Origin of the sequence: Pseudomonas fluorescens NCIMB 11764, from assembly GCF_000293885.2 — a bacterium.
GTDB classification, from domain to species: Bacteria; Pseudomonadota; Gammaproteobacteria; order Pseudomonadales; family Pseudomonadaceae; genus Aquipseudomonas; species Aquipseudomonas fluorescens_B.
This window is the reverse complement of sequence record NZ_CP010945.1, coordinates 1,182,111-1,208,396: the sequence shown is the minus strand read 5'-3', so window position 1 is coordinate 1,208,396 and position 26,286 is coordinate 1,182,111. Positions and strand designations below refer to the sequence as shown.

The following is a 26,286-nucleotide window of genomic DNA, read 5'->3' as shown; positions in this document are numbered from 1 at the left end:
GGACGCTATCGCGAGCAGGCTCGCTGCCACAGGGTTATGGGTTCACCACAAATATAGGGTCACCTCAATCCACTGTGGGAGCGAGCCTGCTCGCGATGCTTTCAAGGTTTACGCGGACTCAAGACAATCTGCGCCGGAATGTTGCGCACGATTTGCTTCTGCAGATTCAGATCGAAATTCGAATCCAGCTTCTTCACCCGCTTGGTCAACAACGTCGCCAACCAAGGATAATCCTGCGTGCGCGGCGCCTGAATGCTCACGTCGCACTGGTAATTCACTACATCGGCCGCGATCGCATCCAGTTGCCGACGAAGTTTGCCCATATCGGTGAGATTCAGCGCTACCGTGGTGCTTTCAGCGGTCGGATCAATCACCTTCGCCTGCGGTTTAGCCTCGGCAGCCAGCAGCGCCGCTTCAGCTCTATCGAGCTCTGCCTTGCGCGCATTGACGATCGCGTTGTTGACCCCACCGGTCAGCGCCGGCGCCTTGGGCATCAGTGCCCGCGCCCGGCTCAGGGCGGTGGCAGCAGCATTCACATCGCCTTTTTGCAGCACGATCTGGCTGCGTTGCAGATAGGCTTCGGCAAGTTGCCGTTGGTACTGCACAAGCGATGGGTCGTTTGGCGACCCGGCCTGCAAGGCAGCCAGTTGATCTTCAGCAGTGGCCAGCTCGCTGCTGGCGAGGCTTTGCTCGAGCTGTGCGATGGCCGTGGCCTGCGCATCAGTGACCTCGGTGGCCGCTGGTGGCGTGCTTTGACAGGCGCCCAGTAGCAGCGAAAATGCAACAAGGAGCAGATAACGGGAGGCTAACAGCTTCATTCCTGCGACTCTCTATTTGCGCAAAAAACGAGCAAGTCTACACCCCTCGACGGGGCAGGACAAAACTCAGCAGAAACAGCGCGGCGGCCGTCACCACGATCGACGGGCCTGCCGGGGTGTCCTTGAACCATGACAATGCCAACCCGCCACACACCGCGAGCATGCCCAGCAGGCTCGCCCCCAGTGCCATCTGTTCCGGCGACCGGGCGTGACGTTGTGCCGCAGCCGCAGGGATGATCAACAGCGATGTAATCAACAACACACCGACGATTTTCATCGCCACCGCGATCACCACGGCGATCAGCAACATCAGGGTCAGGCGCAGCGCCGGCACCGGCAAACCTTCCACCCTGGCCAGCTCTTCATGCACCGTGATCGCCAGCAAAGGCCTCCACAGCGTCACCAGCAGGGCCAGAACGGCCGCGCTACCGCCGAGAATCCACGCCAGATCGGTCGGGCTTATCGCCAGCAAGTCGCCGAACAGATAGGCCATCAGGTCGATCCGCACTTCGTGCATGAAGCTTAGTACCACCAAGCCCAAAGAGAGCGTGCTCGGTGCGAGAATTCCCAAAAGCGTGTCGGATGCCAGTGGCTGACGCTGTTGCAAGGTCACCAGCAACACCGCCAACAACAAACAGCCGACGGTAACGGCTACCGTCGGGCTGACATCCAGCAGAAAGCCCAACGCCACGCCGAGCAAGGCTGCGTGAGACAGGGTGTCGCCAAAATAAGCCATACGCCGCCAGACCACGAAAGATCCCAACGGACCCGCCACCAGCGCCAGGGCCAGGCCTGCAAGCAGGGCGTAGAGCAGAAAATCAGCCATGCTTGCAGCTATCTCCATGTACGTGGGGTTGGGCCGTCGGGGCCGTGGTGACCACCGAACCATGCAGATCATGGGCGTGGTCGTGATGGTGGTGATAAATCGCCAGGCTTTGTGCGTTCTTTCCGAACAACTCGACGAAAGCCGGATCGCCGCTGACCTGCTCGGGATGACCGGAACAGCAGACATGACGGTTGAGGCAGACCACTTGATCGGTGGTGCTCATGACCAGATGCAAATCGTGGGAAACCATCAACACGCCGCAACCGTGACGATCACGCAGACGGGTGATCAGGCTGTACAACTCGGCCTGCCCCGCTACGTCGACGCCCTGCACCGGCTCGTCCAGCACTAGCAATTCAGGCTCGCGCAACAGCGCCCGGGCCAGCAGCACGCGCTGCATTTCACCACCGGAAACGCTTTGCACCGGGCTGTCGATCACCTGTTCGGCGCCCACCTCCTTGAGTGCCGCCAACGCACGCGTGCGATCCACACCGGGCACCAGCCGCAAGAAGCGCAGCACCGACAACGGGAGTGTCGGATCGACGTGAAGTTTTTGCGGCATGTAACCGACCCGCAGTTTCGGCTTGCGCCACACACTGCCGCTGTCCGGCTTCAACAAGCCGAGCACAGCCCGCACGAGGGTGGTTTTGCCTGCACCGTTGGGACCGATCAGGGTAACGATCTGCCCCGGTTCGACGCTCAGTTCGATGTTATCCAGCACGTTTTGCCCGGCAAAGGTGACGGCAACCTGCTCAAGGCGGATCAGCGCGTTGCTCATCAAGCCCCCTGGCAACCCGAACAGACGCCGACCACTTCGACGGTCTGGCTTTCGACGACGAATCCGACATCCCTGGCGCTGCCGATGATCGCGTCGCTGATGGACTTCTGCTCAAGTTCGATGGCGGCGTGGCATTCACGGCAGATCAGGAACTGGCCCTGGTGGGCGTGTTCCGGGTGATTGCAGCCGACGAAGGCGTTCAGCGAGGAGATGCGGTGCACCAGACCGTTTTCCAGCAGGAAATCCAGCGCGCGGTACACGGTCGGCGGCGCGGCGCGGCGGCCGTCCTGCTCACTGAGCACGGCAAGGATGTCGTAGGCACCCAAAGGCTTGTGGCTTTGCCACACCAGTTCCAGCACCCGCCGGCGCAAGGCGGTCAGGCGCAGGCCTTGACGTGCGCACAGGGCATCGGCCTCAGACAGTGCGCTGTGAACGCAATGAGAGTGGTCGTGGGGACGGCTGGCAATCGGTGTTTTAGGCATGAGCGGCGACGAGTTTTGTGAGAGACGTTATTATGTTACCCGTTCTCGCCTCTTCGAGTGGTCATCGTGTCCCGACTTTTTTCTATCTTTGTCGCATTTGTCGCCAGTTTTCTGTTGATTGGTTCTGCTCAAGCCGACGTCAAGGTCCTCACCAGCATCAAGCCGCTACAGCTGATTGCCGCTGCGGTGCAGGACGGCGTGGCGATCCCGGAGGTACTGCTTCCGCCGGGGGCCTCCCCACATAACTATGCCTTGCGCCCTTCCGACGTACGGAAGGTTCAATCGGTGGATCTGGTTTACTGGATCGGTCCGTCCATGGAAGGTTTCCTGCCTCGCGTGCTGAATGGTCGTACGTTGCCGAGCGTGGCCGTGCAGGATCTGCCGGGTCTGAAATTGCGTCGCTTCGCCGAGGACAGTCACTCCCACGCCGAAGAAGCCGATGAGCATGATCACGATCACCGTCCGGGCAGCCTGGATGCGCACCTGTGGCTGTCGCCGGTCAATGCTCGGGTGATCGCGACGAAAATGGCCGCTGATTTAAGTGCTGCCGATCCGGCCAATGCGGCGCGTTATCAAAGCAATCTCAAGGCGTTCGATGAGCGCCTGGATGCGCTGGACCTCCGCTTGAAGGCGCGGCTGGCGGGTATCGCGGGCAAGCCGTACTTTGTGTTCCATGAAGCCTTCGACTACTTCGAAGACGCTTACGGCCTGAAGCACACGGGTGTGTTCAGCGTCGCCGCCGAAGTCCAGCCGGGTGCCCAGCATGTGTCGGCAATGCGCACGCGGTTGCAGGAAGTGGGCAAGACCTGTGTGTTCAGTGAACCGCCATTGCGTCCGCGCCTGGCGGAAACACTGGTGGCTGGCCTGCCGGTGAAACTGGCGGAACTGGATGCGCTGGGCGGATACACGCCGGCAACTGCTCAAGGTTATGAGCAGGTGCTGGAGAAATTGGGGAATGATTTGGCGGGGTGTCTGGAGTCGCTGTAACACTGCGATACCCTGCGGCGAGGGCGCTTGCTTCCGCCGGGCAGCGAAGCGGCCCCAAGATGGGCCTGCTGCGCAGGCCAGCGGGAGCAAGCTCCCTCGTCACAATTCAGAGGGCGAAAGGTAGCGGCGTGCTGACCTTCTGCCGCTGTGCCAACCGCTGCTGAAATTCCATCGGATCGTGAATCAACACGTCCTGCCCGGCGAAAGACTCTGCGGCAATCAACCGCGACAACCAGAACCGCACGCACGCCACCCGCAGCATGGTTGGCCACAACTCCGCCTCGGCAGCGGTGAATGGCCGCAACGCCGCATATGCTCCAAGCAACGCCCGAGCTCGCGGCCCATCGATCAACCCGTCGTCATCCGAACACCAGTCATTCAGCGCAATCGCCACGTCGTAGAGCATCGGCCCCGAGCAAGCATTGTAAAAGTCGATCAATCCCGTCAGGTGCGTGCCTTCGAACATCGCGTTGTCGCGGAACAGGTCCGCGTGGATGTTGGCCCGGGGCAACGCCAGGATCTTCTCTTTCTGTTGAGTGATCTCATCCAGCGCCCGCTGCAGCAAATCACTCTGCTCGGCATTCAGGTGCGACAACAACTGCGTGCCCTCTTCCTGCATCCAGTCCAGCCCACGATCGGTCTTGCGCTTGATCATGTTGGCCTGGGTTGCCAGATGCAGGTGCGCGAGCAACTCGCCCACTTGGGCGCAATGCTGTGCGTTGGCAATCTTGATGTGCTTGCCGGGCAGGCGCGGCTGCAACAGTGCAGGCTTACCGGCCAGTTCGCGCAAGGCGACGCCATCGGTGGTGCGCAAGGCATAAGGCACCGGAAGGTCGGCCTCATGCAACACGTCCAGCAGTTCAATGAAGAACGGCATTTCCTGAACCGGACCGCGCTCAACCAGGGTCAGGACAAATTCGCCCTGTTCCAGACTGATAAAGAAATTGGTGTTTTCGCTACCGGCGGCAATCCCTTGGAAATCAAGCAGGCGGCCGAGCCCGTATGGGGCGAGAAAGGTTTCCAGCTCGGGCCGAGCCAGCGGGGTGAACACAGACATGTTTTAGCTGCCAGTCCGGGCGCCGCTGATTGAGCCAGCGCCGATTGAAATTAAGAACCTACTTCCATTCAAAAATCTTCCACGACGGAATCAGCATATCCGGCTGATCCGAGCGGATGAAGTTCGCATCCGACCCGTCCGCGCGTACCAGAAAATAAGGCTTTCCGACCTTCGGAGTGACCTTGATCGCGTACAGGAAACCATTTTGGCGGTACTCCTGGATCGTTTTGTCCCCTTCGGTGCGGATGGTCACATCCGGTTCCGGCGATGGCGCATCGTCCGCCGCCATGACGGCCAATGGTGCGATTGCAAACAAGCCAGCCAGCAACAGGCGATTTAGTGTGCGCATGATAACCTTGTCCCTTTGTCGTCAACGGTCCCGCTATTCTAGCGCCTGACCCGCCGAAAAGGTTGATCCTGCTCATGAGCCAAGCCCCCCTCGTCCTGGTGGACGGTTCTTCTTACCTGTACCGCGCCTTTCACGCCCTGCCACCGCTGACCACTTCCAAAGGTCTGCCGACCGGAGCGGTCAAAGGCGTGCTGAACATGCTCAAGAGTCTGCGCAAGCAGTACCCGGACAGTCCGTTCGCCGTGGTGTTCGACGCCAAGGGCGGGACATTCCGGGACGAAATGTTCGCCGAGTACAAGGCCAACCGCCCAAGCATGCCCGACGACATGCGCGTGCAGATCGAACCGCTGCACCAAAGCGTGATCGCTCTGGGCTTCCCGCTGCTGTGCGTCGAAGGCGTCGAGGCCGATGACGTGATCGGCACCCTGGCCCGCAGCAGTGCGGCGGCTGACCGCCCAGTGATCATCTCCACCGGCGACAAAGACATGGCGCAGTTGGTCGACGGCCACATTACCTTGGTCAACACCATGACCGGTAGCGCGTTGGACGTGGAGGGCGTGAAGGAGAAATTCGGCGTCGTTCCCGAGCAGATCATCGATTATCTGGCACTGATGGGCGATTCGTCCGACAACATTCCGGGCGTTCCGGGCATCGGCCCCAAGACCGCCTCCGGTCTGCTGGTCGGCGTAAACGGCGGCCTGACCGAGCTGTATGCCCAGCTCGATATCGTTCCGACCCTGCCGATTCGCGGCGCGAAAACACTGCCGGCCAAGCTCGAAGAGCACAAGGAGATGGCCTTCCTCTCCTATCAACTGGCGACGATCAAGATCGACGTGCCACTGGACATCGGCCTCGACGACCTGCAAATGGGCAAGCCGGATCACGACAAACTGGCCGAGCTCTACACCCTGCTGGAATTCAAGAGCTGGTTCGAAGAAAACCAGCGCGACGCCAAGCGCTCCGGCCAGGAAGTCACCGCACCGGTAGCTGAAGAAGCCGCGGTCGAGACCGAACTCAAGTACACGACGATTCTCACTCAGGCGGATTTCGACCTCTGGCTTAAAAAACTCAATGACGCCACGCTGATCGCCTTTGATACCGAAACCACCGGCATCGATGCGCAGCAGGCGCAGCTGGTCGGCCTGTCGTTCGCTGTACAGGCCAACGAAGCGGCCTACATCCCGCTGACCCATTCCTACATGGGCGTTCCAGAGCAACTCGATCGTGACACCGTGCTGCGCGCGCTGAAACCGATCCTGGAAGACCCGAAGAAACTCAAGGTCGGCCAGCACGCCAAGTTCGACATGAACATCCTGGCCAACTGCGCCATCGGCGGCGATCAGAGCTGCGGCATCACCGTGCAAGGTATCGCCTTCGACACCATGCTCGAATCTTACGTGCTGGATTCCACCGCGACCCGTCACGACATGGACAGCCTGGCGCTCAAATACCTGAATCACACCACCACCAGCTTCCAGGACATCGCCGGCAAAGGCGCCAAGCAGCTGACCTTTGACCAGATTTCCCTGGAACTGGCCGGACCGTACGCCGCCGAAGACGCCGACGTGACGCTTCGCCTGCATCAAACCCTGCAGGAAAAGCTCAATGCGATTCCGAGCCTGAGCAAAGTCTTGAGCGACATCGAAATGCCACTGGTGCCGGTGCTTGCGCGAATCGAACGCCAGGGCGCGTTGGTCGATGCCAACCTGCTGGGCATCCAGAGCGTTGAGCTGGGCGAGAAAATGGTCGCGCTGGAGCGTGAGGCATTTGCCATCGCTGGCGAAGAATTCAACCTTGGCTCGCCGAAACAACTGGGCGTGATCCTGTACGAAAAACTCGGCTTGCCGATTCTCAGCAAAACCGCCAAGGGCCAGGCATCTACCGCCGAAGCGGTGCTGGCGGAACTGGCCGAACAGGATTACCCGCTGCCCAAAGTGCTGATGCAATACCGCTCGATGAGCAAACTGAAAAGCACTTACACCGACCGCCTGCCGGAGCAGATCAACCCTCGCACCGGGCGGATTCACACGTCTTATCATCAGGCTGTCGCGGCGACGGGGCGTTTGTCGTCCAGCGATCCGAACCTGCAGAACATCCCGATCCGCACCGCCGAAGGTCGGCGGATTCGCCAGGCGTTCGTGGCGCCCAAAGGCTACAAGCTACTGGCTGCGGACTACTCGCAAATCGAACTGCGGATCATGGCGCACCTGGCCAAGGATGAAGGCTTGCTGCACGCCTTCCGCAATGACCTGGACGTACACAAAGCCACCGCCGCCGAAGTGTTCGGTGTCGAGCTGGCAGACGTCACCACTGATCAGCGTCGTAGCGCCAAGGCGATCAACTTCGGTTTGATCTATGGCATGAGCGCGTTTGGCCTGGCCAAGCAGATCGGCGTCGATCGCAAACAGTCCCAGGCGTACATCGACCGCTATTTCGCTCGCTATCCAGGCGTCCTGGAGTACATGGAGCGCACCCGCGCCCAGGCGGCCGAGCAAGGTTTCGTCGAGACCCTCTTCGGTCGTCGTCTGTACTTGCCGGAAATCAACGCGAAAAACCCGGCCCTGCGCAAAGGCGCCGAACGCACGGCGATCAATGCGCCGATGCAAGGCACGGCGGCGGACATCATCAAGAAAGCCATGGTGGCTGTGGATAACTGGCTGACCTCATCGGGTCTGGACGCCAAAGTCATCCTGCAGGTGCACGATGAACTGGTGCTTGAGGTGCGTGAAGACCTGGTCGATCAGGTTCGCGAGGAGATTCGCTCCCACATGGCCGATGCCGCGAAGCTTGATGTGCCGCTGCTGGTCGAGGTTGGCGTGGGCAATAACTGGGACGAAGCTCACTGAGCCGTCTGAAACAGGCGGTGTCTGCTGCGGCATAGTGCCGCGGCAGAAGGGTCGAAGGGCGCTTATTTCGGTTGGCGATCCGGCTTATTTCAAATGGTTTCTGTAACCCCGGAACTAAACCTGTGAACTGCCACTCAGAGTAACTGAATGGCTGGTGAAGCCCTTCGATGCTCCTATGTTGTGTTAAGTGTTGGCAGATAATCTGGACCCCGCCCTAGCGGTCCGGAACTTGAACCCCGGAACTTCCCCCTCCCCATAAGAAGTCCGGGGTTTTTTTTGCCCGCGATTTGTTATTCCGCGAGTTCGGAGCCTTTGTCAGCCAGTTCCATCCAGCCCGCCAATACAGTGTAGGCGTCTTCCAGGCCCATGCGTTTTGGCGCCGAAAACAGCTGAATGCTGATCGCATCCCCCCAGCCTTTACGAATGTCTGACTGAACCTTGAGCAGCACGTTTTTCGCGGCGCCGTAAGTCAGCTTGTCCGCCTTGGTCAGCAGAATGTGCATCGGCATGCCACTGGCGACGGCCCAGTCGAGCATCAACAGGTCGAAGTCGGTCATTGGATGACGGATGTCCATCATCAGAATCAGACCCTTCAAACTCTCGCGACCACCCAGATAAGCTTCCAGGTGACGCTGCCAGTGCAGCTTCAACGGGATTGGTACTTTCGCGTAACCGTAGCCCGGCAGGTCGACCAGACGACGATCATCGTCTAGCTTGAAGAAGTTCAAGAGTTGCGTGCGACCCGGAGTTTTCGAGGTCCGCGCCAGGCTGGCATGCGTCAGGGTGTTCAACGCGCTGGATTTACCGGCGTTGGAACGCCCGGCGAAGGCCACTTCAAAGCCTTCGTCGTCGGGACATTGGTCGACTTTGGCAGCGCTGAGCATGAAGGTGGACTGTTGGCACAGGCCGAGGATGGGGTTCTTGAGTTGCATGGGATTTCCGATGTGGGCGGCGCCGGGAATGGACGCGGCAAGCGGTGTCGTTTCCGTTTCAGTGACGCCAGTATATAATGCCGCAGATTTTGTGTGCGCTTTGTCCCAGCGTAGGATGAAGTTCACGAGAGCGATTGACCTTGATTGCGCACTAGAACGCAGAACGCTCTCAACCCTGAAAAGGTCGTTTTATGACGAAATGGCTGCTAGCTGCCGGTGTCTTGATGCCGCTTTACAGCGCTCAGGCTACACAGGATCCGGAAGCTGTGTACAACCGTGTGTGTGGTGCCTGTCATTCCGGCCAACTCCCCATGGCGCCCCGAAAGGGCGATCAGGAAGCTTGGACGCCGAGGTTGGCGAAAGGTATGGAGACGCTGGTGCAACACGTGACCCAGGGTTTCAAGGCGATGCCGCCGCGTGGTTTGTGCATGGACTGCAGTGCCGAGGATTACCAAGCCATCATCCAGTGGATGAGCGAGTGATCCCGGTCCATAACTCTTTAACCCTTAGCCGTAGTTGGATTAGCTGATGAACAAATTGATCGTGAGTCTGCTGTTGACCGTGGGGATCTCCGGCATAGCCCATGCTGCAGGTGATGCAACTGCTGGTCAGGCGAAAGCCGCAGTATGTGGCGCCTGTCATGGCCCGGATGGCAACAGCATGGCGCCTAACTTTCCGAAACTGGCAGGTCAAGGCGAGCGTTATCTGAACAAGCAGCTGCACGACATCAAGTCCGGCAAACGCACGGTACTGGAAATGACCGGCCTGCTGACCAACCTGAGCGATCAGGACATGGCCGATATCGCTGCCTACTTCGCCAGCCAGAAAGGCAGCGTTGGCGCCGCCGACCCTAAAGTCGTGGCTCGCGGTGAAGCACTGTTCCGTGGCGGTGACCTTGCCAAGGGCTTGCCAGCCTGCACCGGCTGCCACTCGCCAAACGGCGCAGGCAACGCGGCCGCCGGCTTCCCGCACCTGGGTGGCCAGCACGCTCAATACATTGCCAAGCAGCTGACCGATTTCCGCAAGGAAGAAGGCGGTCGCAACAACGACGGCGACACCAAAACCATGCAGACCATTGCCAAACGCCTGAGCGACGAAGACATCGCTGCGGTGTCCAGCTACATTCAGGGTCTGCACTAGGACCGGCGGATAGAGCGATATGCGAGATGTACATCTCCTGCAACGTTAACGCTCTATTAATCCGTCGCAGCAAGTATAAAAAGGGTGGCTCAGGCCGCCCTTTTTTGTGCCTGCTGCCGTTACACTACAGAACTCAAGCCCGCCATGACCTGTCTGAAAACAGGTCGCGCGAGGCGACCCGAATTGTCCAGGAGTAAAGCATGCGTAATCTGATCATCAGCGCCGCACTCGTCGCTGCCAGCCTTTTCGGCATGACTGCCCAAGCCGCCGAGGCACCCGCCGCCCCTTATGTCGAACTGAGTAATCCGGTTCCGGTAGCCGTGCCTGGCAAGATCGAAGTGGTGGAGCTGTTCTGGTACGGCTGCCCGCATTGCTACGCTTTCGAGCCGGTGATCAATCCCTGGGTCGAGAAACTGCCGTCCGACGTGAATTTCGTCCGTATTCCAGCCATGTTTGGCGGCCCATGGGACGCACACGGCCAAATGTTCCTGACCCTGGAAGCCATGGGCGTCGAGAGCAAGGTTCACGCTGCCGTGTTCAACGCCATTCAGAAGGAACACAAAAAGCTGACCGATAAAAACGAAATGGCCGACTTCCTGGCGACTCAAGGCGTAGACAAGGACAAGTTCCTGGCGACCTTCGATTCCTTCGCCATCAAGGGCCAGATCAACAAAGCTCGCGAGCTGGCCAAAAAGTATGAAATCTCCGGCGTTCCAACCATGATCGTCAACGGCAAGTATCGCTTTGACGTGGGTTCTGCCGGCGGCGCCGAGCAGGCGTTGCAACTGGCCGACAAACTGGTCGACAAAGAGCGAGCGGCTAACAAGGCTGCTGCCAACTAAGCGCGGCAACTGCCATGCGCCGCTGGGGAACTGAACGCGTCGTTGGCCTGCATGATCCGCGGGTCAACGAACATCACCTGGAATCGACGGGCCTGCCCGCAGACAGCCGTCTGCGCTTGCTCAGCTTCAACATTCAGGTCGGTATCAGTACCGAGCGCTATCGGCACTACCTGACCCGGGGCTGGCAACACCTGTTGCCGCACACCGGTCGTGCTGACAATCTGCAAAAGATCGGCAATCTGTTGGGCGACTTCGATCTGGTCGCCCTGCAGGAAGCCGACGGCGGCAGCCTGCGATCCGGCTACGTCAATCAAGTTGAACACCTGGCGCAACTCGGTGCCTTCCCCTACTGGTATCAACAACTCAATCGCAATCTCGGTCGCCTCGGCCAGCACAGCAATGGCGTGCTCAGTCGCCTGCGCCCGTGGGCGATTGAAGATCATCCGCTGCCGGGGCCCAAGGGTCGCGGTGCGATCCTGGTGCGTTTCGGTGAAGGTCCGGAAGCGTTGGTGGTGGTCATGATGCACCTGGCGCTGGGCGCCCGCGCCCGGAGCATGCAACTGGCTTACATCCGCGAGCTGATCGGTGGTTATAAACATCAGGTGCTGATGGGCGACATGAATACCCACGCCAGTGACCTGCTGCAAAATTCTCCGTTGCGCGACCTCGGCCTGCTGGCGCCGCAATTGGAAGCAACCTTCCCCAGCTGGCGCCCGCAGCGCTGTCTGGACCACATTCTGTTGAGCCCGACGCTGACGCTGGAAAAGGTCGAAGTGCTGGCACAACCCATTTCCGATCACCTGCCGGTCGCGGTTGAGATTCGTCTGCCGGGTTCGCTCACGGCCGATGCATTGCCCGCGTTGAGTCCTGCCCCTCGCGGAACCCATGAATGAGCGACGAAACACAGCGCTGGAAAGAGAAATACCTTAAAAGCATCGAACAACAGGAAAAGCTCGAACGTCGTTGGGATGCCCGGCTCGACCTGCTGCGGCGCGGACTGGTGCGCAGTACGCTGGCGGCCGAGGGCACCGACCGCGCGGTTGATCAGTGCATGAAAGAAATGCGCGAAGTCATCCGCACCAATGACATGGACGCCGGCCTGGCGGCACTGCTTCCGCGCCTGGAAAAAGCCGTACTCGACTCAGAACAGCGCCGCGAGACCCGGGTCAATCAGACCAGCGCCGCACTGACCGCGCTGGTGGCGCAACTGCAGACATTGCCGCTGCCCCGCGAAGTGAGCCGCCCACTCAAGAACTTCGCCAAGACACTGGACGGACGCGTCAGCCAGGCGCGCGAGATCCCGTTGCTGCTCAGCGAGCTGAGCGGCCTGCAAGGGAAAGCCCTGAGTCAGCTGGAGAACCCGGCGGAACCCGGTCGCCCAGGCTTGTTACAGCGCTTGTTTGGCAATCGTGAAACGGAAGATGCGGTACAGCGGGTGGTTCCCCCGGAGGCACAAGCGCCCACCCCGCCGCCTGTCGAAGAGATTGCGGCCGCGCCTCACGAACTGCCGCAACTGATCGTCGATCCCGAGCCCGTTGCCGACGAGCCACCCGTGACGCCGCCTGCCGATCATCCTGCCCCGCCCGATCCAGAGATGATCGAAGTACCCGCAGCGACGACGATCGCTGAAGTCGTGGCTTTTATACCGCCAGTCCATGAACCTCAGCGAGCGCCTGTTCCTTCTGTCCAAACAGAGAGTGAACAGCCAGAGCAACCGGCACCAGTCGCCTCACCAGCCGTCATCACTGCGGTATCCGAGACTCAGCTGGCGACCAATCCAGACGAGTTGACCCCGGCGGTATTTCTCGATAGCGCATTGGCCGCCATCGATCCGGAACAATCCGAACACGATATTCTCTACGCCCTGCCGGACTCGCCGGAGCCGTCCTACAGCTCCGTCGCCAAGCACATCGAAGACACGCTTCTGGGCCTGCTGGACGACCTGTCACTGCCAGAGCGGTATCGCCCACAAGCCGAAGCGATGCGCGATCGTCTGCAAAACGGCTTGAATTGGTACGAGTTGCTACCGATTCTCGACGATCTGGCGACCTTGATGCTGGCAATAAACAACAGTGGCCAGCACGAATTTGAAGTCTATTTGCAGCAACTCAATGAGCGCCTCGAGTCATTCCAGAGCAACCTGCAAGCCGCCAGCGATGGCCATGCGGACAACCGCTCGGCTGCGCGGGACATGGACACGCAGATCCGCGAGCAGGTCGACGGCCTGCAGAGCAGCATGCAAGAGGCAGCGGACCTCGAAGACCTCAAGCACGTTCTGGAGAACCACCTCGAAGGCCTGCTCGGGACCATGGATCAGCACCAGAAGCAGCGCGATGCGCGAGAACAGGAAGTGGCAGCTCGCCTTAAAGGCCTGGCAGAACGCGTGGCGCACATGGAGCAGGAAGCCCAAGGCTACCGCGAGCATCTTGAAGAGCAGCGCCAGAAAGCCTTGATCGACCCACTGACCGGACTGCCCAACCGTGCGGCCTGGAGCGAACGGCTCGATCACGAAATCAGCCAGTGGCAACAACACGGCAACACCCTGTTGCTGGCCATGCTCGACCTTGATCACTTCAAGCGCATCAATGACAACTATGGCCACCTGGCGGGCGACAAGGTACTGAAAATCATCGCCAGCGTGTTGCGCAAGCGCCTGCGCGGGACCGATTTCATTGCACGGTTTGGCGGTGAAGAGTTTGTCCTGCTGATGCCAGGCACTGTGCCGGCGACGGGGGCAAAACTGCTGGAAAACCTGCGCGCGTCCATCGAAGCCTGCCCATTCCACTTCAAGGGGGAGCCGGTGACCATCACCGTTTCGATGGGAATGACTGCATTCAAACCCGGAGAGCACAGCGATATGGTACTTAAAAGAGCCGATCAGGCTTTGTACCGCGCCAAACATGCTGGCCGCAATCGGGTGGAACTCGGCTAGGCCAATTGTTCCATTTTGTTTAAATGGGGCCGCTAAGCGTCGTCGCGCAAGGCAGTACGTTACACTGTTGCATTACTGTCTTGCGTGTACTGCCTCTACCATGAAATTTCTCGCCCTCATCGTGTCGCTGGTTCTATTGGCCGGCTGTACCAGCGGTCCCCGGTTCGACACCAGCCATCCTTCAGCCAATCACGACAGCCGTATTCAGTTCGTGGTGGTGCATTACACCTCCGCCTCTCTGGAACGTTCGCTGCAACTGCTGACCCACGGCGAAGTCAGCAGCCACTATCTGATCGGCGACGATAAAAACGCCACCATCTACAAGCTGATGGATGAAAACCTGCGGGCATGGCACGCCGGGGAAAGTGAGTGGCAGGGTCGGACCTGGCTGAACTCCAGCTCAATCGGCATCGAAATCGTCAATCCAGGATTCAAGGAAACCCCCACCGGAGGGCGTTACTGGTATCCCTACAGCGAAGCCCAGATCCAGTCGTTGATCGTCCTGCTCAAAGACATCAGCAAACGTTACGCCATCACCCCCCGCAGCATCATCGGCCATAGCGACATCGCCCCACTGCGCAAGCTGGATCCGGGGCCGCTTTTCCCTTGGAAACGGCTAGCCGCCGAAGGCCTTGGCGTCTGGCCGAACGAACAGGCGGTGGCGCGCCAACAAGCGCAGTTCAATACCGAACTGCCGAGCATCAGCTGGTTTCAGGGACAGCTGGCTCGCCTGGGCTATGCCACGCCGCAAACCGGTGAGCTGGATGTTGCAACACGTCACGTGATTGCAGCCTTCCAGATGCATTTCCGGCCGTCCCGCTTCGACGGCATGCCGGATGCGCAAACGGCAGCACTTCTTCTGGTATTGAATCAGACAAAATAATGACGCCCGCCCGACGGTCCGCGCTTTTTCCCAATCAGCAGCTATAACTCATTGGTAATTCTTCGGATATTCCAATATGGCCGCTGCTCGAGAGACGCTACGTAGCTGGTTCTATCGCCCCTGGTTTTTGGCGATGCTGGCGGCTGTCCTGAGCAGCGTATTGCTCCTGGCGCTCAGCCTGTTCGTGGCCGTTCGTCAGATCGAGCAGAACGAAAGTGCGGAAATGAACGCGCAAGGTGAGCGATTTCTTGCGCGCCTGGAGCAGTTGTTCGGACAACTGCGCGAAAGCCTCGATGATCTGGAGGCCCAACCGCTGCGAACCTGCGACAAAGAAATGATCGCCACTTTGCAGCAGGTCACTTTCAATTACCGGTTCGTGTACGAGGCTGCGTATATGGATGCCTCGAAGATCTGCTCTAACCGTCCGCGCCAGGCAGGATTATCTTTGACACGGCCACCCGACATCAAAGACCCCACTTACAGTTACTGGTTGAACACCACTACCGAACCTGACGAGAACCGGGCCGCGCTCATGCTCGGGCGTGGCAATTTCCGTGTCGCGACCTCTCGCGGACATTTGACCGACATGGTCGACTTGTCGCCGGGCAGCAGCCTTTTGGTGATACTCGACCACGGCACTCGGGCGATTCCGGTGCTGGGCTCCCCGCAAGCCTGGCCGCCGACCGTGCCTTGGCCACCGAAAGGCAGCGATGTCTTGCAAGTCACCCCGACTCGCTTGATTTACCTCATGCCAACCAAAAGCCCTGAATACCAATTGGTGCTGATCACCCCGCGCACCGGCGTGAATGTGCCCGCCGCCTGGTGGTGGCTGGTGCCGGCCAGCCTGGCGCTGGGCGTAGTAGTGGGCTTCCTGGTGTTTCTGCTGGTGCGCCAGCGACAGTCGTTGGATGCCGAATTGTCCGGCGCCATACGGCGAGGCGAGTTGCAGGTGTTGTACCAACCCATCTTCGACCTCGACAGCCGCAATTGTGTCGGGGCTGAAGCCTTGCTGCGCTGGCGCCGGCCGGACGGCACCCTGACCAGCCCGGAGCTTTTTATTCCGATGGCGGAAAACACCGGCCAGATCCGCCAGATGACCGACTTCGTCCTGCAACGCCTGCTGGAGCAGCTTGGGCACTTGTTGCGGGCCAATCCGCAGCTGTACATCTCGGTCAACCTGGCGGCCTGCGACGTCATGGTGCCGCGTATCGGCCAAGTCATGGCGCGGCTGTTGCTCCTGCACCGGGTCGCAGCCAAACAGATTGCCTTTGAAGTGACCGAGCGCGGACTGATCGACGTGGTAGTGGCCCGGGAAAACCTTCAGTCCTTGCGCGACGTCGGGCATCAGGTGCTGATCGATGACTTTGGCACTGGCTATTGCAGCCTCGCCTACCTGCAGACACTGCCTGTGGATTGCCTGAAAATCGACAAGGCGTTCATCGATGCGCTTGGACATGACGCCGCCAGCAGTGGCGTGGCACCGCACATCATTCACATGGCCCAGGCGCTGCAACTCAATGTGATTGCCGAGGGCATCGAACATGAAGCGCAAGCGGCGTTTCTGAGCAGTGAAGGAGTGAAATTCGGTCAGGGCTGGTTGTTCGCCCATGCATTGAGCGCCGTTCAGTTCATTGAGCTGATCACCCGTGGCCGGCGCCTGGCCAGCAGACGCCTGGATGACGAAGCGTAAACGCGCGTTAAACCGCTAGCGCCATGTAGAACTGAGTGCCCTGCCCCGGCCGCGAATAGACGCCCATCCGCCCACCGTGCAACTGCACGATTTCCTTGCACAACGCCAGGCCAAGCCCCGCCCCCCCCTTCTTGCGCCCGACCTGTACAAACGGCTCGAAGATCCGCCCCTGCTGGCCATAAGCGATACCTTCGCCATTGTCCTCGACACTGATAATCACCCGCTCGCCGTGGCGTCGCGCCTGCAAGCGGATCTGTCCATCAGCGCCGGTATGACGCAACGCGTTGTCGATAAGGTTATCGAGCACCCGGTCCAGTTGAGGCTGATCGGCCTGTAACCACGGCAATGGTCCCTGCACTTCGACCAGCAAGTCGATGCCCTTCTCTTGCGCCGAATCGGCAAACCGCGACCGGGCCTGCTCCAGCAGTTCCTCGATGGAACACGGCGCCAGTGAAAGTTTCTGCAAACCGTTCTGGTAGCGCGAGAAGTTCAGCAGGTCGTTGATCAACTGCATCAGGCGCTGCATTTCTTCATTCACGGTGTCCAACAGGTCGGCTTCTCGCGAGTCCGCGGCAAAATGCGCGCGCTCGCGGAACAGGCCGAACGCCATGTGCATCCCGGTGACCGGCGTGCGCAGCTCATGGGAGGCGCGCAATACAAATTCGCTGCGCACCCGCTCGAACGCCCGCTGTTCGGTGACGTCATGCAGCACCATCACCGCCCCCAGAATATGGCCCTGGGTATGACTGACAGGCGTCAGGCTGTAAGTGAGCAAGCGCGATTCACCATCGACCTCGATACTCAGGTCCTCCGGTGCGCGCTCCAGCGTGCCTCCGCGCAGGACCAGTTGCAGCTGTTGATCCAGCTCGGGACGTTCGAGCGCCGAGCCCAGCCCTTGGCCGAGACGGTCGGTGTCCCAACCCAACTGGCGCTGCGCCACCGGGTTCAAGTGTTCGAGATGACCGTCGCGGTCGATCATCAACAAACCATCGTCAATGCTGTCGAGTACCGCCTGCAGACGCTGCTGGCCGGCGAGCAACTCGTCGATATTGGTCGCCTGGTGCTGACGCAGTGCCTCGGCCATGATCCCGAAGCGCTTGGTCAGCTGATTCATTTCCACTGCCGATGAAATCGGCAGGGTCACTTCGAAGTTGCCCTGGCCGATGTGGTCTGCGGCCTGAGCCAGGGCTTCAATCGGCTCACCGAAGCGTCGAGCGATCGCATGGGCCGTCACGAATCCGATAATCAGCACTGCCAGCCCGACCAACCCGAGCAGGCCGGCAATGAGCAGCGCCCGATCCCGGGCCTTGCGTTGCGTTTCATTGATGCTGTCCAGCGCGTGCTTGTGCTCGGTAATCAGCCCGTTGCGCAGCACGTTGAATTTTTCGGTGAGCTCTTCGTTGCCACTCAGCACATGGGACGGATCACCCGACAGGTCCAACGCCTGAAGAAAGCTCAGGTAATCGTTCTTGGCCTGCAAAAAGCCGTACTGGCGACCCTCGCCCCCCTGATCATGGGCGATGCCTTCATCCAGCAACTGGAGATAATGCTGCTTGGACGCTTCGAACGCCGCCGGATCGGGCTTGTCATCCATCATCAACATCAACTGGTCGCCCAAGGTCTGGCGCAGTTTCAGACCCAGATCCAGGGTGACGAAATTGTTGCGCACCAGTGTTTCCTGGGTTCCGGCCATCTGCATCACGCTAACCAGCCCGAGCAACAGCCCAAGCAGCGCAACGGTGATCAGTGCGGAAATACTCAGGAAAAGCCGAGTACGCAACTTCATCGCCAGTTTCATCGGGCAAGACTCACAGGTTGTACTGCTTGCGTTTGCGGTACAGCGTCGAAGCATCGATCCCGAGCGTCTTCGCGGCCTGGTCCAGCGTGTCGGCGGTGGCCAGTACCGCGCCGATGTGCGCCTTCTCCAACTCGTCCAGACTCAGCGCAGCACCAATGCGCGGCGCATTGTTCACCGGGGGCTCGGCCATCCCGAGGTGGCTGATCTCGACACGCTCCTGAGGACAGATGATGCTCGCCCGCTCAACAACGTTGCGCAACTCCCGAATGTTCCCCGGCCAGCGATAACCCAGCAGCGCTTCACGCGCCTCGTCGCTGAAGCCTCGCGCCGGGCGCGCGTATTCCTTGACGAACCGGGCCAGGAAGCGGTCAGCCAGGTTCAGGATATCCTCCCGGCGTTCGCGCAACGGCGGCAGATGCAAGGTGATGACGTTCAAGCGATAGAGCAAATCTTCACGGAAACGACCGTCGCGCACCATGTCTTCAAGATTGAGGTTGGTGGCAGCCAGGATGCGTACATCGGCGCGGCGAGTCACGGGGTCGCCGACCCGCTCGTATTCCTTGTCCTGAATGAAACGCAGTAACTTTGGCTGCAATGTCAGGGGAAAATCGCCGATCTCGTCGAGAAACAGCGTTCCTCCGTCCGCCTGATTCACCCGCCCCAGCGTACTTTCGCTCGCGCCGGTGAACGCCCCACGGCTGTGGCCGAAGAGTTCGCTTTCCATCAATTCGGCCGTCAGCGATGGGCAGTTGATGGTGACGCAGGATTTCTTCGCGCGTTTGCTCCAGCCGTGAATGGCCTGGGACAGTTCGCCTTTACCGGTGCCGGATTCACCGAGAATCAAAATATTGGCATCGGTGCTGGCCACCTGGCGGGCAGTCTCGAGCACGACTTTCATGGCCGGGCTGTGGGAATCCAGCCCATCCTTGGGTTTGCGCACTTCACCTTCCAGCGCTTCCAGGCGGGCTGACAATTGCCGCACTTCCAGTTGCTTGGCGGTGGCCAGGCGCAATTGATCCGGGCTGCACGGTTTGACCAGGTAATCAGCGGCGCCCGCCTGGATCGCATCCACGGCGGTGTCTACGGCCGAGTGGGCAGTGACAATGACAACGCGCATCCAAGGTGCCTGAATGCGCATCTGGGCCAGGACATCGAGGCCGTTGTCTTCACCCAGGCGTAAATCGAGGAAGCACAGATCAAACACCTGGCGTTGCAACAACGCATCGGCCTGCGCTGCGCTGTTGGCCGTGGCGACGCTGTAGCCCTCGTCTTCGAGGCAGTAACGGAACGTTCGCAGGATGGCAGACTCGTCGTCCACCAGCAGAATGCGGCCCTGATGCTCGGTGGCTGATTCCATTTTCCTACGCTCCTTAACGAATGATCTTGGTTAGTCCCGGAAAAATCGGGCAAGTTGCATGGTTGATTCTGGTCGATTCCGACCACATCAGGGTAGTTATCTACTCACCCTACGGCTAATCACCTGATTTTGTTGTTTTTTTATCGGATCGCTGGTTTTCAGGTGCACTCCCGACTCCCTCTGTGACATCTACGCCCTCCCCGCAATTCAAAAATTCTGAAACTTCCTACGAACTTATCGTGCATTACGCACGACGCCAAAGGGGTCATCGTGCAGGATGCGTCCCACCTGTTTCCTGCATCAAACATAACTTATTGATTTATATGTATTTTTTCTTATTAAAAAGCTGGCATGCGGGCTGCAATAGTCTGATTAACCAAGGGCATCGCAACCGTCGCCCTCAACAAAATCACCACAGTGTGGGAGGAGCTTCAGGATGAGTCGCCAACGTGCCGCCCAATTGCGTATCTCGCCACTGCATATCCAGCAAGGTCTGTTTGCTGTCCTGGCGCTATTGATCACCTTGATCGGCGGCCAGCAGTTTCAGCGCTGGGAGCAGAGTCAGGAGCAAGAAGTGCCACGCCTGTCCATCCAGCATCCGACCCAAACCCACTTCAGCGCCGTCAGCAGCACTGCTGTCGACAGCGCACCGATGCGAATGATGGACGTCGACCAGGCTCAGCCTGCGGATGAGATGCCACGTCAGGAGCGCTGGGTGTTCTAGACACACGAACTTGGCGCATTCGATGCGCCGGGACATGCACCACAAGCATCACCTCTAAATAGAAGCGTAAGGAGAATCACCATGTTGAGCTGGGCAATCACGTTCTTGATCATTGCCATCATCGCTGCAGTACTGGGCTTCGGTGGTATCGCGGGCACCGCCACGGGTATCGCCAAGATTCTCTTTGTCGTGTTCCTGGTGATGTTCATTGCTTCGTTCTTCTTTGGCCGTCGCGGTCGAGGTTGAAGATGAACGTTTTACTGAAAACGATGGCAGCCGCCCTGCTTCTGGGCGGCAGTGCCACCGTGATGGCGGCCAATGACGGCCAGGCGCGGGTCAACGAGTTGTTAAGCGCAGACCCGCAGTTTCATGACACTTGGCAAGGCGTGGTGAAGAAGGAAGAACGCCTGCCGGAATGGGTGATGAATCTGTCCGGTGACGCCGAGCAAATGAATGCGGTGGAAGAAGATGGCGACAAGTATCTGGTGGGGCCGCTCTGCGAAACGCATGACACATGCCTCAACAAACGCCTGATCGTTGCCGTCAGCTTCGACAAGAAGGATGCCTACGCCATGCTGGTCGAAGTGCCTGCAGGGTTGCCGGCCGACAAGTCGCCCACGCGGCATGCCGATTACCGCTTCCTGGGCAAGCCTGACCAGGGCATGCAGGACCTGTTGATGGAACAACTGAAGAAAGATCCGAACTGGTACTGAATCTGTCACAAGAAAGAAGCAGCATTGTTTCTTTCCAATGCGCTACCTGAGGAAGGTAGTCGCATGACCAAGGGGTCGGGACGTTCTGCCTGTTTCAGGGGCGGAGTGACCTACGGGTACAGGGAGTGCCTGCGCAAGGGCCGGGTCAGGTAAAAGCTGCGACGCAAGTTCGCCGTCCCGTGATGGGGCGACGGACTTGCGGAGAGCTTATGCGCGCAATGTGTTGAAACACAGCGAACCACTCGGTTTCGCTGCCCTGCTCTCCATTCGCACGAATGATCACCGGAGAATAATTTCCCGGTGTTTCTTGCGTGACCGTACATCGAGAAAAAACCACCTGATTTTGAAGCGATTTCTCGCCTCTCATGGTCGGATTTTTCTGAAATACCCCTCCCGCAAAAATGATCAAAAAACACTCACCCTGCCCGGAAATGGCCGGTTCACGGCACTTATGCCTGCCGAAATGTCACATTCGAACCGTTTGCGACGTCGGTTTCAGTAAAAAAACCTCATGCCGATTCGGCATAGGGTAGGCGTTTACGGCATTAGACGTCGCTTCCTTGCATCGGAATAGTTGCGCCTTTTTTCGCCTGCCAGAGAGCCATGAATAATCGCTCCGGGGCACCTTATACGGGGGCAGATGCTCAAGACTTTTTCGCCACAAGCGTTCCAGTTCCTGCATCTGCCCGAGTCAAACGCAAGTAAGGGTAAAGATATGAAGAAGGCAAAGCTCAGCCTCGCCTGGCAGATCCTCATCGGTCTGGTATTGGGGATTGCAATCGGTGCGCTGCTTAACCATTTCAGTGCCGAGAAGGCCTGGTGGATTGGCAACGTCCTGCAACCGGCAGGCGATATCTTTATCCGTCTGATCAAGATGATTGTGATCCCGATCGTGATCTCCTCGCTGATCGTCGGTATCGCGGGTGTCGGTGACGCGAAGAAACTCGGCAGCATCGGCCTGAAGACCATCATCTACTTCGAGATCGTTACCACGATCGCTATCGTTGTCGGTCTGGTGTTGGCCAATGTGTTCCATCCGGGCGCCGGCATCGACATGAGCACCCTCGGTACCGTGGATATTTCCAAGTATCAGGCCACGGCGGCCGAGGTACAGCATGAACACGCGTTCATCGAAACCATCCTCAACCTGATCCCGTCGAACATCTTCGCCGCCATCGCTCGCGGTGAAATGCTGCCGATCATCTTCTTCTCCGTGCTGTTCGGCCTCGGTCTGTCGAGTCTCAAGCCCGAGTTGCGCGACCCGCTGGTGACAATGTTCCAGGGCGTTTCGGAAAGCATGTTCAAGGTCACCCACATGATCATGAACTACGCCCCGATCGGCGTTTTCGCACTGATCGCAGTGACCGTCGCCAACTTCGGCTTCGCTTCCCTGCTGCCGCTGGCCAAACTGGTGATCCTGGTTTACTTCGCTATCGCCTTCTTCGCCTTCATGGTGCTGGGCCTGATCGCTCGCCTGTTCGGCTTCTCGGTGATCAAACTGATGCGCATCTTCAAGGATGAGCTGGTGCTGGCCTACTCCACCGCCTCCTCCGAAACCGTGCTGCCGCGTGTGATCGAGAAGATGGAAGCCTACGGCGCGCCGAAAGCCATTTGCAGCTTCGTGGTGCCGACCGGTTACTCGTTCAACCTCGACGGTTCGACGCTTTATCAGAGCATCGCGGCAATCTTCATTGCCCAGCTCTACGGCATCGACCTGTCGATCAGCCAGCAATTGCTGCTGGTGCTGACGCTGATGGTCACCTCCAAAGGCATCGCCGGTGTTCCGGGTGTGTCCTTCGTGGTGCTGCTGGCGACCCTGGGCAGCGTGGGTATTCCGCTGGAAGGCCTGGCGTTCATCGCCGGTGTCGACCGCATCATGGACATGGCGCGTACCGCACTGAACGTGATCGGCAACGCCCTGGCTGTATTGGTCATCTCCCGCTGGGAAGGCATGTACGACGATGCCAAAGGGCAGCGCTACTGGAACTCGCTGCCGCACTGGCGCAGCAAGGAAAAACTGCCGGCCGGTGAAACCTCCCACAACTGATAGCTGAACCCTGTGGAGTCTGGCTTTTATGTAGGAGCCAGGCCGTCGGCGATACCGGTGCATCAGACAACAGAGATGTTGAACGTGCCGGCCTTATCGCCAGCAGGCTGGCTCCCACAGTGACCTGAGCAAGCCGCACGAACAGACCCCGGAGAAATCCGGGGTTTGTCGTTTCTGGTGACCCCGCTATCATTCGCCACATTCTTCGGGGGATTCAACTGATGCTCAATGGCCTGTGGCTTGGCTTCTTCATCGTGGCGGCCGTTTCGGCGTTGGCGCAATGGCTGATCGGGGGCAACGCCGGGATCTTCGCGGCGATGGTGGAAAGCATTTTCGCCATGGCCAAGTTGTCGGTCGAGGTCATGGTCCTGCTGTTCGGCACCCTGACCCTCTGGCTGGGTTTTCTGCGCATCGCCGAGAAGGCCGGGATCGTCGAATGGCTGGCGAAGGCGCTGGGCCCGTTGTTCCTGCGCCTGATGCCGGAAGTGCCGGCCGGTCATCCGGCCATCGGCCTGATCACCCTGAACTTCGCCGCCAACGGCCTGGGCCTGGACAACGCCGCCACCCCGATCGGCCTTAAAGCCATGAAGGCGCTGCAAGAGCTCAACCCCAGCGACACCATTGCCAGCAACGCGCAGATCCTGTTCCTGGTACTCAATGCCTCCTCCCTGACCCTGCTGCCGGTGACGATCTTCATGTACCGCGCCCAGCAAGGCGCGCCGGATCCGACGCTGGTGTTCCTGCCGATCCTGCTCGCCACCAGTTGTTCGACGCTGGTGGGATTGCTGTCGGTGGCGTTCATGCAGCGCCTGCGCCTGTGGGACCCGGTGGTGCTCGCCTATCTGATCCCCGGCGCCCTCGCCCTCGGCGGCTTCATGGCGTTGCTGGGTACGCTCTCGGCGACCGCTCTGGCCGGCTTGTCCTCGATCCTCGGCAACGTGACGCTGTTCGGGCTGATCATGCTGTTCCTGGTGATCGGCGCGCTGCGCAAGGTGAAGGTTTACGAGGCGTTCGTCGAAGGTGCGAAAGAAGGCTTCGACGTGGCCAGGAATCTGCTGCCGTACCTGGTGGCGATGCTGTGCGCGGTGGGCGTGCTGCGCGCGTCCGGGGCGCTGGACTTTGGTCTCGACGGGATTCGTCATCTGGTGGAGTGGGCCGGTTGGGACACGCGCTTCGTCGATGCGTTGCCGACGGCGATGGTCAAGCCGTTCTCAGGCAGCGCGGCCCGGGCGATGTTGATCGAAACCATGAAGACGTCCGGGGTAGACAGCTTCCCGGCGTTGGTCGCGGCGACGGTTCAGGGCAGTACGGAAACGACGTTTTATGTGCTGGCGGTGTATTTCGGCGCCGTGGGGATCCAGCGGGCACGGCATGCGGTGGGGTGTGCATTGCTGGCGGAGTTCGCCGGGGTGCTGGGCGCAATCGGGGTTTGCTACTGGTTCTTCGGTTAAGCACACATCCCCTGTGGGAGCGGGCTTGTGTGGCGAGGGAGCTTGCTCCCTCGCCACAAAGGCCCTGAGTGTATTCAAGGGCGGGGAGGCGGTGCGACTTTCTGTCCTTGCTCCACCGCCCAGCTGACGACTTGTGCCGTCAACTGATCACTCGCCTGGCCAAACCCGGCCACCACCGCTGGCACCTTCACATCGCTCAGCGGCTGACTCACTTCAAAGCGGCGGCTGGCGAGGATGCGCTGGTCATAACCGCGCACCAACAACGCATCCAGACGCACTACGACACTCGCCGTGGTGCCTTGGTATTCAGTCTGGAACGCCTGCAAACTCCCGCCCAACTCCAGGTCCGCCTGGAAATTGCTGTCGTCGGTGCTCAGCAACGCCACCCGACCGTCACGCTGAAAACCATCCAGCAGACGATTGCGCAGCAGTACCGGCGCCGGGTCGCTCCAGCGGGAAGCCTTGTAGCTGCTGATCAGGTCGCCTTGAGGAATCACGGCAATCTGCGGACTGTTCAACGCCTCGCTGGCCTGCAGTTTGGTCAGGCGCAGGGACCAGCGCTGCGGTGTGCCGTGGCTGGGAGAAACGCTCTGGGCCGAAGGCAACCGATACACATCAGACGGCTCGGACGTGGGAAGGATCGAGCAGGCGCTGGTCAGCGCAAAAGCGCCGAGGAGGGCGATGTGAGTCAGCTTCATGGCGTGAACTCCTTGTTCTTGTCATTGCCCAGCAGATAACCGCTGGGGTTGGCTTCCAGACGCTGGGAAATCGCCCGCAACGACGTCAAGGTATCGCGCAACTCGCGCACCGCCGGGGCCAGTCCGTTGAGGCCTTGCATGCCGCTGTTGAGGGAATCCTGATTCCGGGTCAGCAACGTATTGATCGTCGCGCTGCTTTGCTCCAGCGACTTCATCGCCTGCTCGGCGCTGCCGAACATCTGCTTGCCTTGATCGTTGAGCAAACCGTTGGCGTTGCGCATCAGCGCCGACGTCTGCTCCAGCATCGCACCGGCCTGCTTGCCGACCGACGCCAGTTGCTGCATTGCCTGACGGATGTCGCCGCGCTGATCGGCGATGGTGCCGGTGGTTTGTTCCAGGTGTTCGAGGGTCTTGCTGATGCGCTCGACGTTCTCCGCGGAAAACATCTGATTGGCGTTGTGCATCAAGACGTTCACGCCAGCCATCAAATCGTTGCTGTCGTTGAGCAGCCGGGCGATAGGTGAGGGCGATGCGACGATCGTCGGCAGATCACCGCCCTTGCCCTTGAGCGTCGGGCTTTGCGGCGTACCGCCACTGAGCTGGATAATCGACGTTCCGGTGATCCCGGTCAGCGCCAGTTTGGCCTGGGTGTCTTCCTTGATCGGCGTATCACCGCCCAGGCGAATCCGGGCCAACACCCGGCGCGGGTCTTTCGGGTCCAGGCGCAACGTCACCACGTCGCCGACCTTGATCCCGCTGTACTGCACCGCGCTGCCCTTGGACAGGCCGCTGACCGCCTCGTTGAAGACGATTTCGTAATCCTTGAACTCGGTGTCGACGCTGGACTTGGCCAGCCACAAGCCGAAGAGCAGGGCGCCCGCCACCACAATCACGGTGAACAGGCCAATCAATACATGATGGGCTCGGGTTTCCATG

Annotated in this window: 25 protein-coding genes; 14 read left to right on the top strand and 11 right to left on the bottom strand. The window is 59.7% G+C overall.

What is annotated here, in order from left to right:
• Window positions 1–101 precede the first annotated feature (101 nt).
• From B723_RS05540 to zur, 4 genes are read right to left on the bottom strand one after another with little or no spacing between them, the layout of a single operon-like run.
• Complete coding sequence (locus B723_RS05540) at window positions 102–818, bottom strand: PA5502 family lipoprotein (protein WP_017341766.1); 717 nt, start codon at window positions 816–818, stop codon at window positions 102–104.
• 37 nt (window positions 819–855) lie between these two features.
• Entirely contained in the window at window positions 856–1,644 is a 789-nt protein-coding gene (gene znuB / locus B723_RS05535; RefSeq protein ID WP_017341765.1) for a zinc ABC transporter permease subunit ZnuB, read from the bottom strand.
• Complete coding sequence (znuC, locus tag B723_RS05530) at window positions 1,637–2,422, bottom strand: zinc ABC transporter ATP-binding protein ZnuC (protein ID WP_017341764.1); 786 nt, start codon at window positions 2,420–2,422, stop codon at window positions 1,637–1,639. Before znuC ends, znuB begins: the two co-directional genes overlap by 8 nt.
• Window positions 2,422–2,904, bottom strand: coding sequence for a zinc uptake transcriptional repressor Zur (gene zur, locus B723_RS05525; protein ID WP_017341763.1), 483 nt, complete (start codon window positions 2,902–2,904; stop codon window positions 2,422–2,424). The genes znuC and zur overlap by 1 nt, the downstream gene beginning before the upstream one ends.
• A 66-nt stretch (window positions 2,905–2,970) precedes the next feature.
• Here zur and B723_RS05520 point away from each other — a divergent pair, with 66 nt between their 5' ends.
• Window positions 2,971–3,891: a zinc ABC transporter substrate-binding protein ZnuA gene (locus tag B723_RS05520; RefSeq protein WP_031319205.1), complete on the top strand. Its 921-nt coding sequence runs from the start codon at window positions 2,971–2,973 to the stop codon at window positions 3,889–3,891.
• A 106-nt stretch (window positions 3,892–3,997) separates the two neighbouring features.
• Here B723_RS05520 and B723_RS05515 read toward each other — a convergent pair whose 3' ends face one another.
• Complete coding sequence (locus B723_RS05515; RefSeq protein ID WP_017341761.1) at window positions 3,998–4,948, bottom strand: homoserine kinase; 951 nt, start codon at window positions 4,946–4,948, stop codon at window positions 3,998–4,000.
• A 58-nt stretch (window positions 4,949–5,006) separates the two neighbouring features.
• Window positions 5,007–5,297: a DUF2782 domain-containing protein gene (locus B723_RS05510; protein ID WP_017341760.1), complete on the bottom strand. Its 291-nt coding sequence runs from the start codon at window positions 5,295–5,297 to the stop codon at window positions 5,007–5,009.
• 74 nt (window positions 5,298–5,371) lie between these two features.
• Between B723_RS05510 and polA the strand changes: the two genes are divergently transcribed.
• Window positions 5,372–8,143: a DNA polymerase I gene (gene polA, locus B723_RS05505; protein ID WP_017341759.1), complete on the top strand. Its 2,772-nt coding sequence runs from the start codon at window positions 5,372–5,374 to the stop codon at window positions 8,141–8,143.
• Window positions 8,144–8,433: 290 nt separating this feature from the next.
• Here the strand turns inward: polA and yihA are convergent, their stop codons facing one another.
• A complete protein-coding gene (yihA, locus tag B723_RS05500; protein WP_017341758.1) occupies window positions 8,434–9,075 on the bottom strand; it encodes a ribosome biogenesis GTP-binding protein YihA/YsxC in 642 nt (213 codons plus the stop codon).
• 191 nt (window positions 9,076–9,266) lie between these two features.
• Here yihA and B723_RS05495 point away from each other — a divergent pair, with 191 nt between their 5' ends.
• From B723_RS05495 to B723_RS05465, 7 genes are all read left to right on the top strand, one after another.
• A complete protein-coding gene (locus tag B723_RS05495) occupies window positions 9,267–9,557 on the top strand; it encodes a c-type cytochrome (protein ID WP_017341757.1) in 291 nt (96 codons plus the stop codon).
• 46 nt (window positions 9,558–9,603) lie between these two features.
• A complete protein-coding gene (locus B723_RS05490) occupies window positions 9,604–10,215 on the top strand; it encodes a c-type cytochrome (protein WP_017341756.1) in 612 nt (203 codons plus the stop codon).
• A 200-nt stretch (window positions 10,216–10,415) separates the two neighbouring features.
• Window positions 10,416–11,057, top strand: a complete 642-nt coding sequence (dsbA, locus tag B723_RS05485) for a thiol:disulfide interchange protein DsbA (RefSeq protein WP_017341755.1) — start codon at window positions 10,416–10,418, stop codon at window positions 11,055–11,057.
• A gap of 14 nt (window positions 11,058–11,071) precedes the next feature.
• Window positions 11,072–11,950 (top strand): endonuclease/exonuclease/phosphatase family protein, encoded by an 879-nt coding sequence (locus B723_RS05480; protein WP_017341754.1) that lies wholly within the window; start codon window positions 11,072–11,074, stop codon window positions 11,948–11,950.
• On the top strand, window positions 11,947–13,989 hold the full coding sequence (locus tag B723_RS05475; protein ID WP_017341753.1) for a GGDEF domain-containing protein: 2,043 nt from the start codon (window positions 11,947–11,949) through the stop codon (window positions 13,987–13,989). Before B723_RS05480 ends, B723_RS05475 begins: the two co-directional genes overlap by 4 nt.
• Window positions 13,990–14,089: 100 nt before the next feature.
• A complete protein-coding gene (locus B723_RS05470) occupies window positions 14,090–14,872 on the top strand; it encodes an N-acetylmuramoyl-L-alanine amidase (protein ID WP_017341752.1) in 783 nt (260 codons plus the stop codon).
• Between the two features lie 76 nt (window positions 14,873–14,948).
• Window positions 14,949–16,562, top strand: a complete 1,614-nt coding sequence (locus B723_RS05465; RefSeq protein WP_017341751.1) for an EAL domain-containing protein — start codon at window positions 14,949–14,951, stop codon at window positions 16,560–16,562.
• A gap of 7 nt (window positions 16,563–16,569) precedes the next feature.
• Here the strand turns inward: B723_RS05465 and B723_RS05460 are convergent, their stop codons facing one another.
• Both B723_RS05460 and algB read right to left on the bottom strand, forming a co-directional pair.
• On the bottom strand, window positions 16,570–18,360 hold the full coding sequence (locus tag B723_RS05460) for a KinB sensor domain-containing domain (protein WP_017341750.1): 1,791 nt from the start codon (window positions 18,358–18,360) through the stop codon (window positions 16,570–16,572).
• 10 nt (window positions 18,361–18,370) lie between these two features.
• Window positions 18,371–19,717: a sigma-54-dependent response regulator transcription factor AlgB gene (gene algB, locus B723_RS05455; RefSeq protein ID WP_017341749.1), complete on the bottom strand. Its 1,347-nt coding sequence runs from the start codon at window positions 19,715–19,717 to the stop codon at window positions 18,371–18,373.
• Between the two features lie 436 nt (window positions 19,718–20,153).
• Here algB and B723_RS05450 point away from each other — a divergent pair, with 436 nt between their 5' ends.
• From B723_RS05450 to B723_RS05435, 5 genes are all read left to right on the top strand, one after another.
• The gene (locus B723_RS05450; protein WP_017341748.1) at window positions 20,154–20,441 is read left to right on the top strand and encodes a hypothetical protein; all 288 of its coding nucleotides are present in this window, start codon (window positions 20,154–20,156) and stop codon (window positions 20,439–20,441) included.
• An 81-nt stretch (window positions 20,442–20,522) separates the two neighbouring features.
• Complete coding sequence (locus B723_RS31970; RefSeq protein ID WP_003177151.1) at window positions 20,523–20,687, top strand: DUF1328 domain-containing protein; 165 nt, start codon at window positions 20,523–20,525, stop codon at window positions 20,685–20,687.
• A gap of 2 nt (window positions 20,688–20,689) precedes the next feature.
• Window positions 20,690–21,154 carry an inhibitor of vertebrate lysozyme family protein gene (locus tag B723_RS05445; RefSeq protein WP_017341747.1) on the top strand — a complete coding sequence of 155 codons (465 nt, stop codon included), beginning with the start codon at window positions 20,690–20,692 and terminating at the stop codon, window positions 21,152–21,154.
• 715 nt (window positions 21,155–21,869) lie between these two features.
• A complete protein-coding gene (gltP, locus tag B723_RS05440) occupies window positions 21,870–23,201 on the top strand; it encodes a glutamate/aspartate:proton symporter GltP (protein ID WP_031319203.1) in 1,332 nt (443 codons plus the stop codon).
• Between the two features lie 221 nt (window positions 23,202–23,422).
• Window positions 23,423–24,652 carry a nucleoside recognition domain-containing protein gene (locus B723_RS05435; protein WP_017341745.1) on the top strand — a complete coding sequence of 410 codons (1,230 nt, stop codon included), beginning with the start codon at window positions 23,423–23,425 and terminating at the stop codon, window positions 24,650–24,652.
• Between the two features lie 74 nt (window positions 24,653–24,726).
• Here B723_RS05435 and B723_RS05430 read toward each other — a convergent pair whose 3' ends face one another.
• Window positions 24,727–25,350, bottom strand: coding sequence for an ABC-type transport auxiliary lipoprotein family protein (locus B723_RS05430; protein WP_017341744.1), 624 nt, complete (start codon window positions 25,348–25,350; stop codon window positions 24,727–24,729).
• Window positions 25,347–26,285 (bottom strand): MlaD family protein, encoded by a 939-nt coding sequence (locus B723_RS05425; protein ID WP_017341743.1) that lies wholly within the window; start codon window positions 26,283–26,285, stop codon window positions 25,347–25,349. Before B723_RS05425 ends, B723_RS05430 begins: the two co-directional genes overlap by 4 nt.
• Window position 26,286: the final 1 nt, after the last annotated feature.

Bases quoted from the DNA above. Each gene is read 5' to 3' on its own strand.
- B723_RS05540 (WP_017341766.1), bottom strand. From the start codon at position 818: ATGAAGCTGTTAGCCTCCCGTTATCTGCTCCTTGTTGCATTTTCGCTG.
- znuB (WP_017341765.1), bottom strand. From the start codon at position 1,644: ATGGCTGATTTTCTGCTCTACGCCCTGCTTGCAGGCCTGGCCCTGGCG.
- znuC (WP_017341764.1), bottom strand. From the start codon at position 2,422: ATGAGCAACGCGCTGATCCGCCTTGAGCAGGTTGCCGTCACCTTTGCC.
- zur (WP_017341763.1), bottom strand. From the start codon at position 2,904: ATGCCTAAAACACCGATTGCCAGCCGTCCCCACGACCACTCTCATTGC.
- B723_RS05515 (WP_017341761.1), bottom strand. From the start codon at position 4,948: ATGTCTGTGTTCACCCCGCTGGCTCGGCCCGAGCTGGAAACCTTTCTC.
- B723_RS05510 (WP_017341760.1), bottom strand. From the start codon at position 5,297: ATGCGCACACTAAATCGCCTGTTGCTGGCTGGCTTGTTTGCAATCGCA.
- polA (WP_017341759.1), top strand. From the start codon at position 5,372: ATGAGCCAAGCCCCCCTCGTCCTGGTGGACGGTTCTTCTTACCTGTAC.
- yihA (WP_017341758.1), bottom strand. From the start codon at position 9,075: ATGCAACTCAAGAACCCCATCCTCGGCCTGTGCCAACAGTCCACCTTC.
- B723_RS05495 (WP_017341757.1), top strand. From the start codon at position 9,267: ATGACGAAATGGCTGCTAGCTGCCGGTGTCTTGATGCCGCTTTACAGC.
- B723_RS05490 (WP_017341756.1), top strand. From the start codon at position 9,604: ATGAACAAATTGATCGTGAGTCTGCTGTTGACCGTGGGGATCTCCGGC.
- dsbA (WP_017341755.1), top strand. From the start codon at position 10,416: ATGCGTAATCTGATCATCAGCGCCGCACTCGTCGCTGCCAGCCTTTTC.
- B723_RS05480 (WP_017341754.1), top strand. From the start codon at position 11,072: ATGCGCCGCTGGGGAACTGAACGCGTCGTTGGCCTGCATGATCCGCGG.
- B723_RS05475 (WP_017341753.1), top strand. From the start codon at position 11,947: ATGAGCGACGAAACACAGCGCTGGAAAGAGAAATACCTTAAAAGCATC.
- B723_RS05470 (WP_017341752.1), top strand. From the start codon at position 14,090: ATGAAATTTCTCGCCCTCATCGTGTCGCTGGTTCTATTGGCCGGCTGT.
- B723_RS05465 (WP_017341751.1), top strand. From the start codon at position 14,949: ATGGCCGCTGCTCGAGAGACGCTACGTAGCTGGTTCTATCGCCCCTGG.
- B723_RS05460 (WP_017341750.1), bottom strand. From the start codon at position 18,360: ATGAAACTGGCGATGAAGTTGCGTACTCGGCTTTTCCTGAGTATTTCC.
- algB (WP_017341749.1), bottom strand. From the start codon at position 19,717: ATGGAATCAGCCACCGAGCATCAGGGCCGCATTCTGCTGGTGGACGAC.
- B723_RS05450 (WP_017341748.1), top strand. From the start codon at position 20,154: ATGAGTCGCCAACGTGCCGCCCAATTGCGTATCTCGCCACTGCATATC.
- B723_RS31970 (WP_003177151.1), top strand. From the start codon at position 20,523: ATGTTGAGCTGGGCAATCACGTTCTTGATCATTGCCATCATCGCTGCA.
- B723_RS05445 (WP_017341747.1), top strand. From the start codon at position 20,690: ATGAACGTTTTACTGAAAACGATGGCAGCCGCCCTGCTTCTGGGCGGC.
- gltP (WP_031319203.1), top strand. From the start codon at position 21,870: ATGAAGAAGGCAAAGCTCAGCCTCGCCTGGCAGATCCTCATCGGTCTG.
- B723_RS05435 (WP_017341745.1), top strand. From the start codon at position 23,423: ATGCTCAATGGCCTGTGGCTTGGCTTCTTCATCGTGGCGGCCGTTTCG.
- B723_RS05430 (WP_017341744.1), bottom strand. From the start codon at position 25,350: ATGAAGCTGACTCACATCGCCCTCCTCGGCGCTTTTGCGCTGACCAGC.
- B723_RS05425 (WP_017341743.1), bottom strand. From the start codon at position 26,285: ATGGAAACCCGAGCCCATCATGTATTGATTGGCCTGTTCACCGTGATT.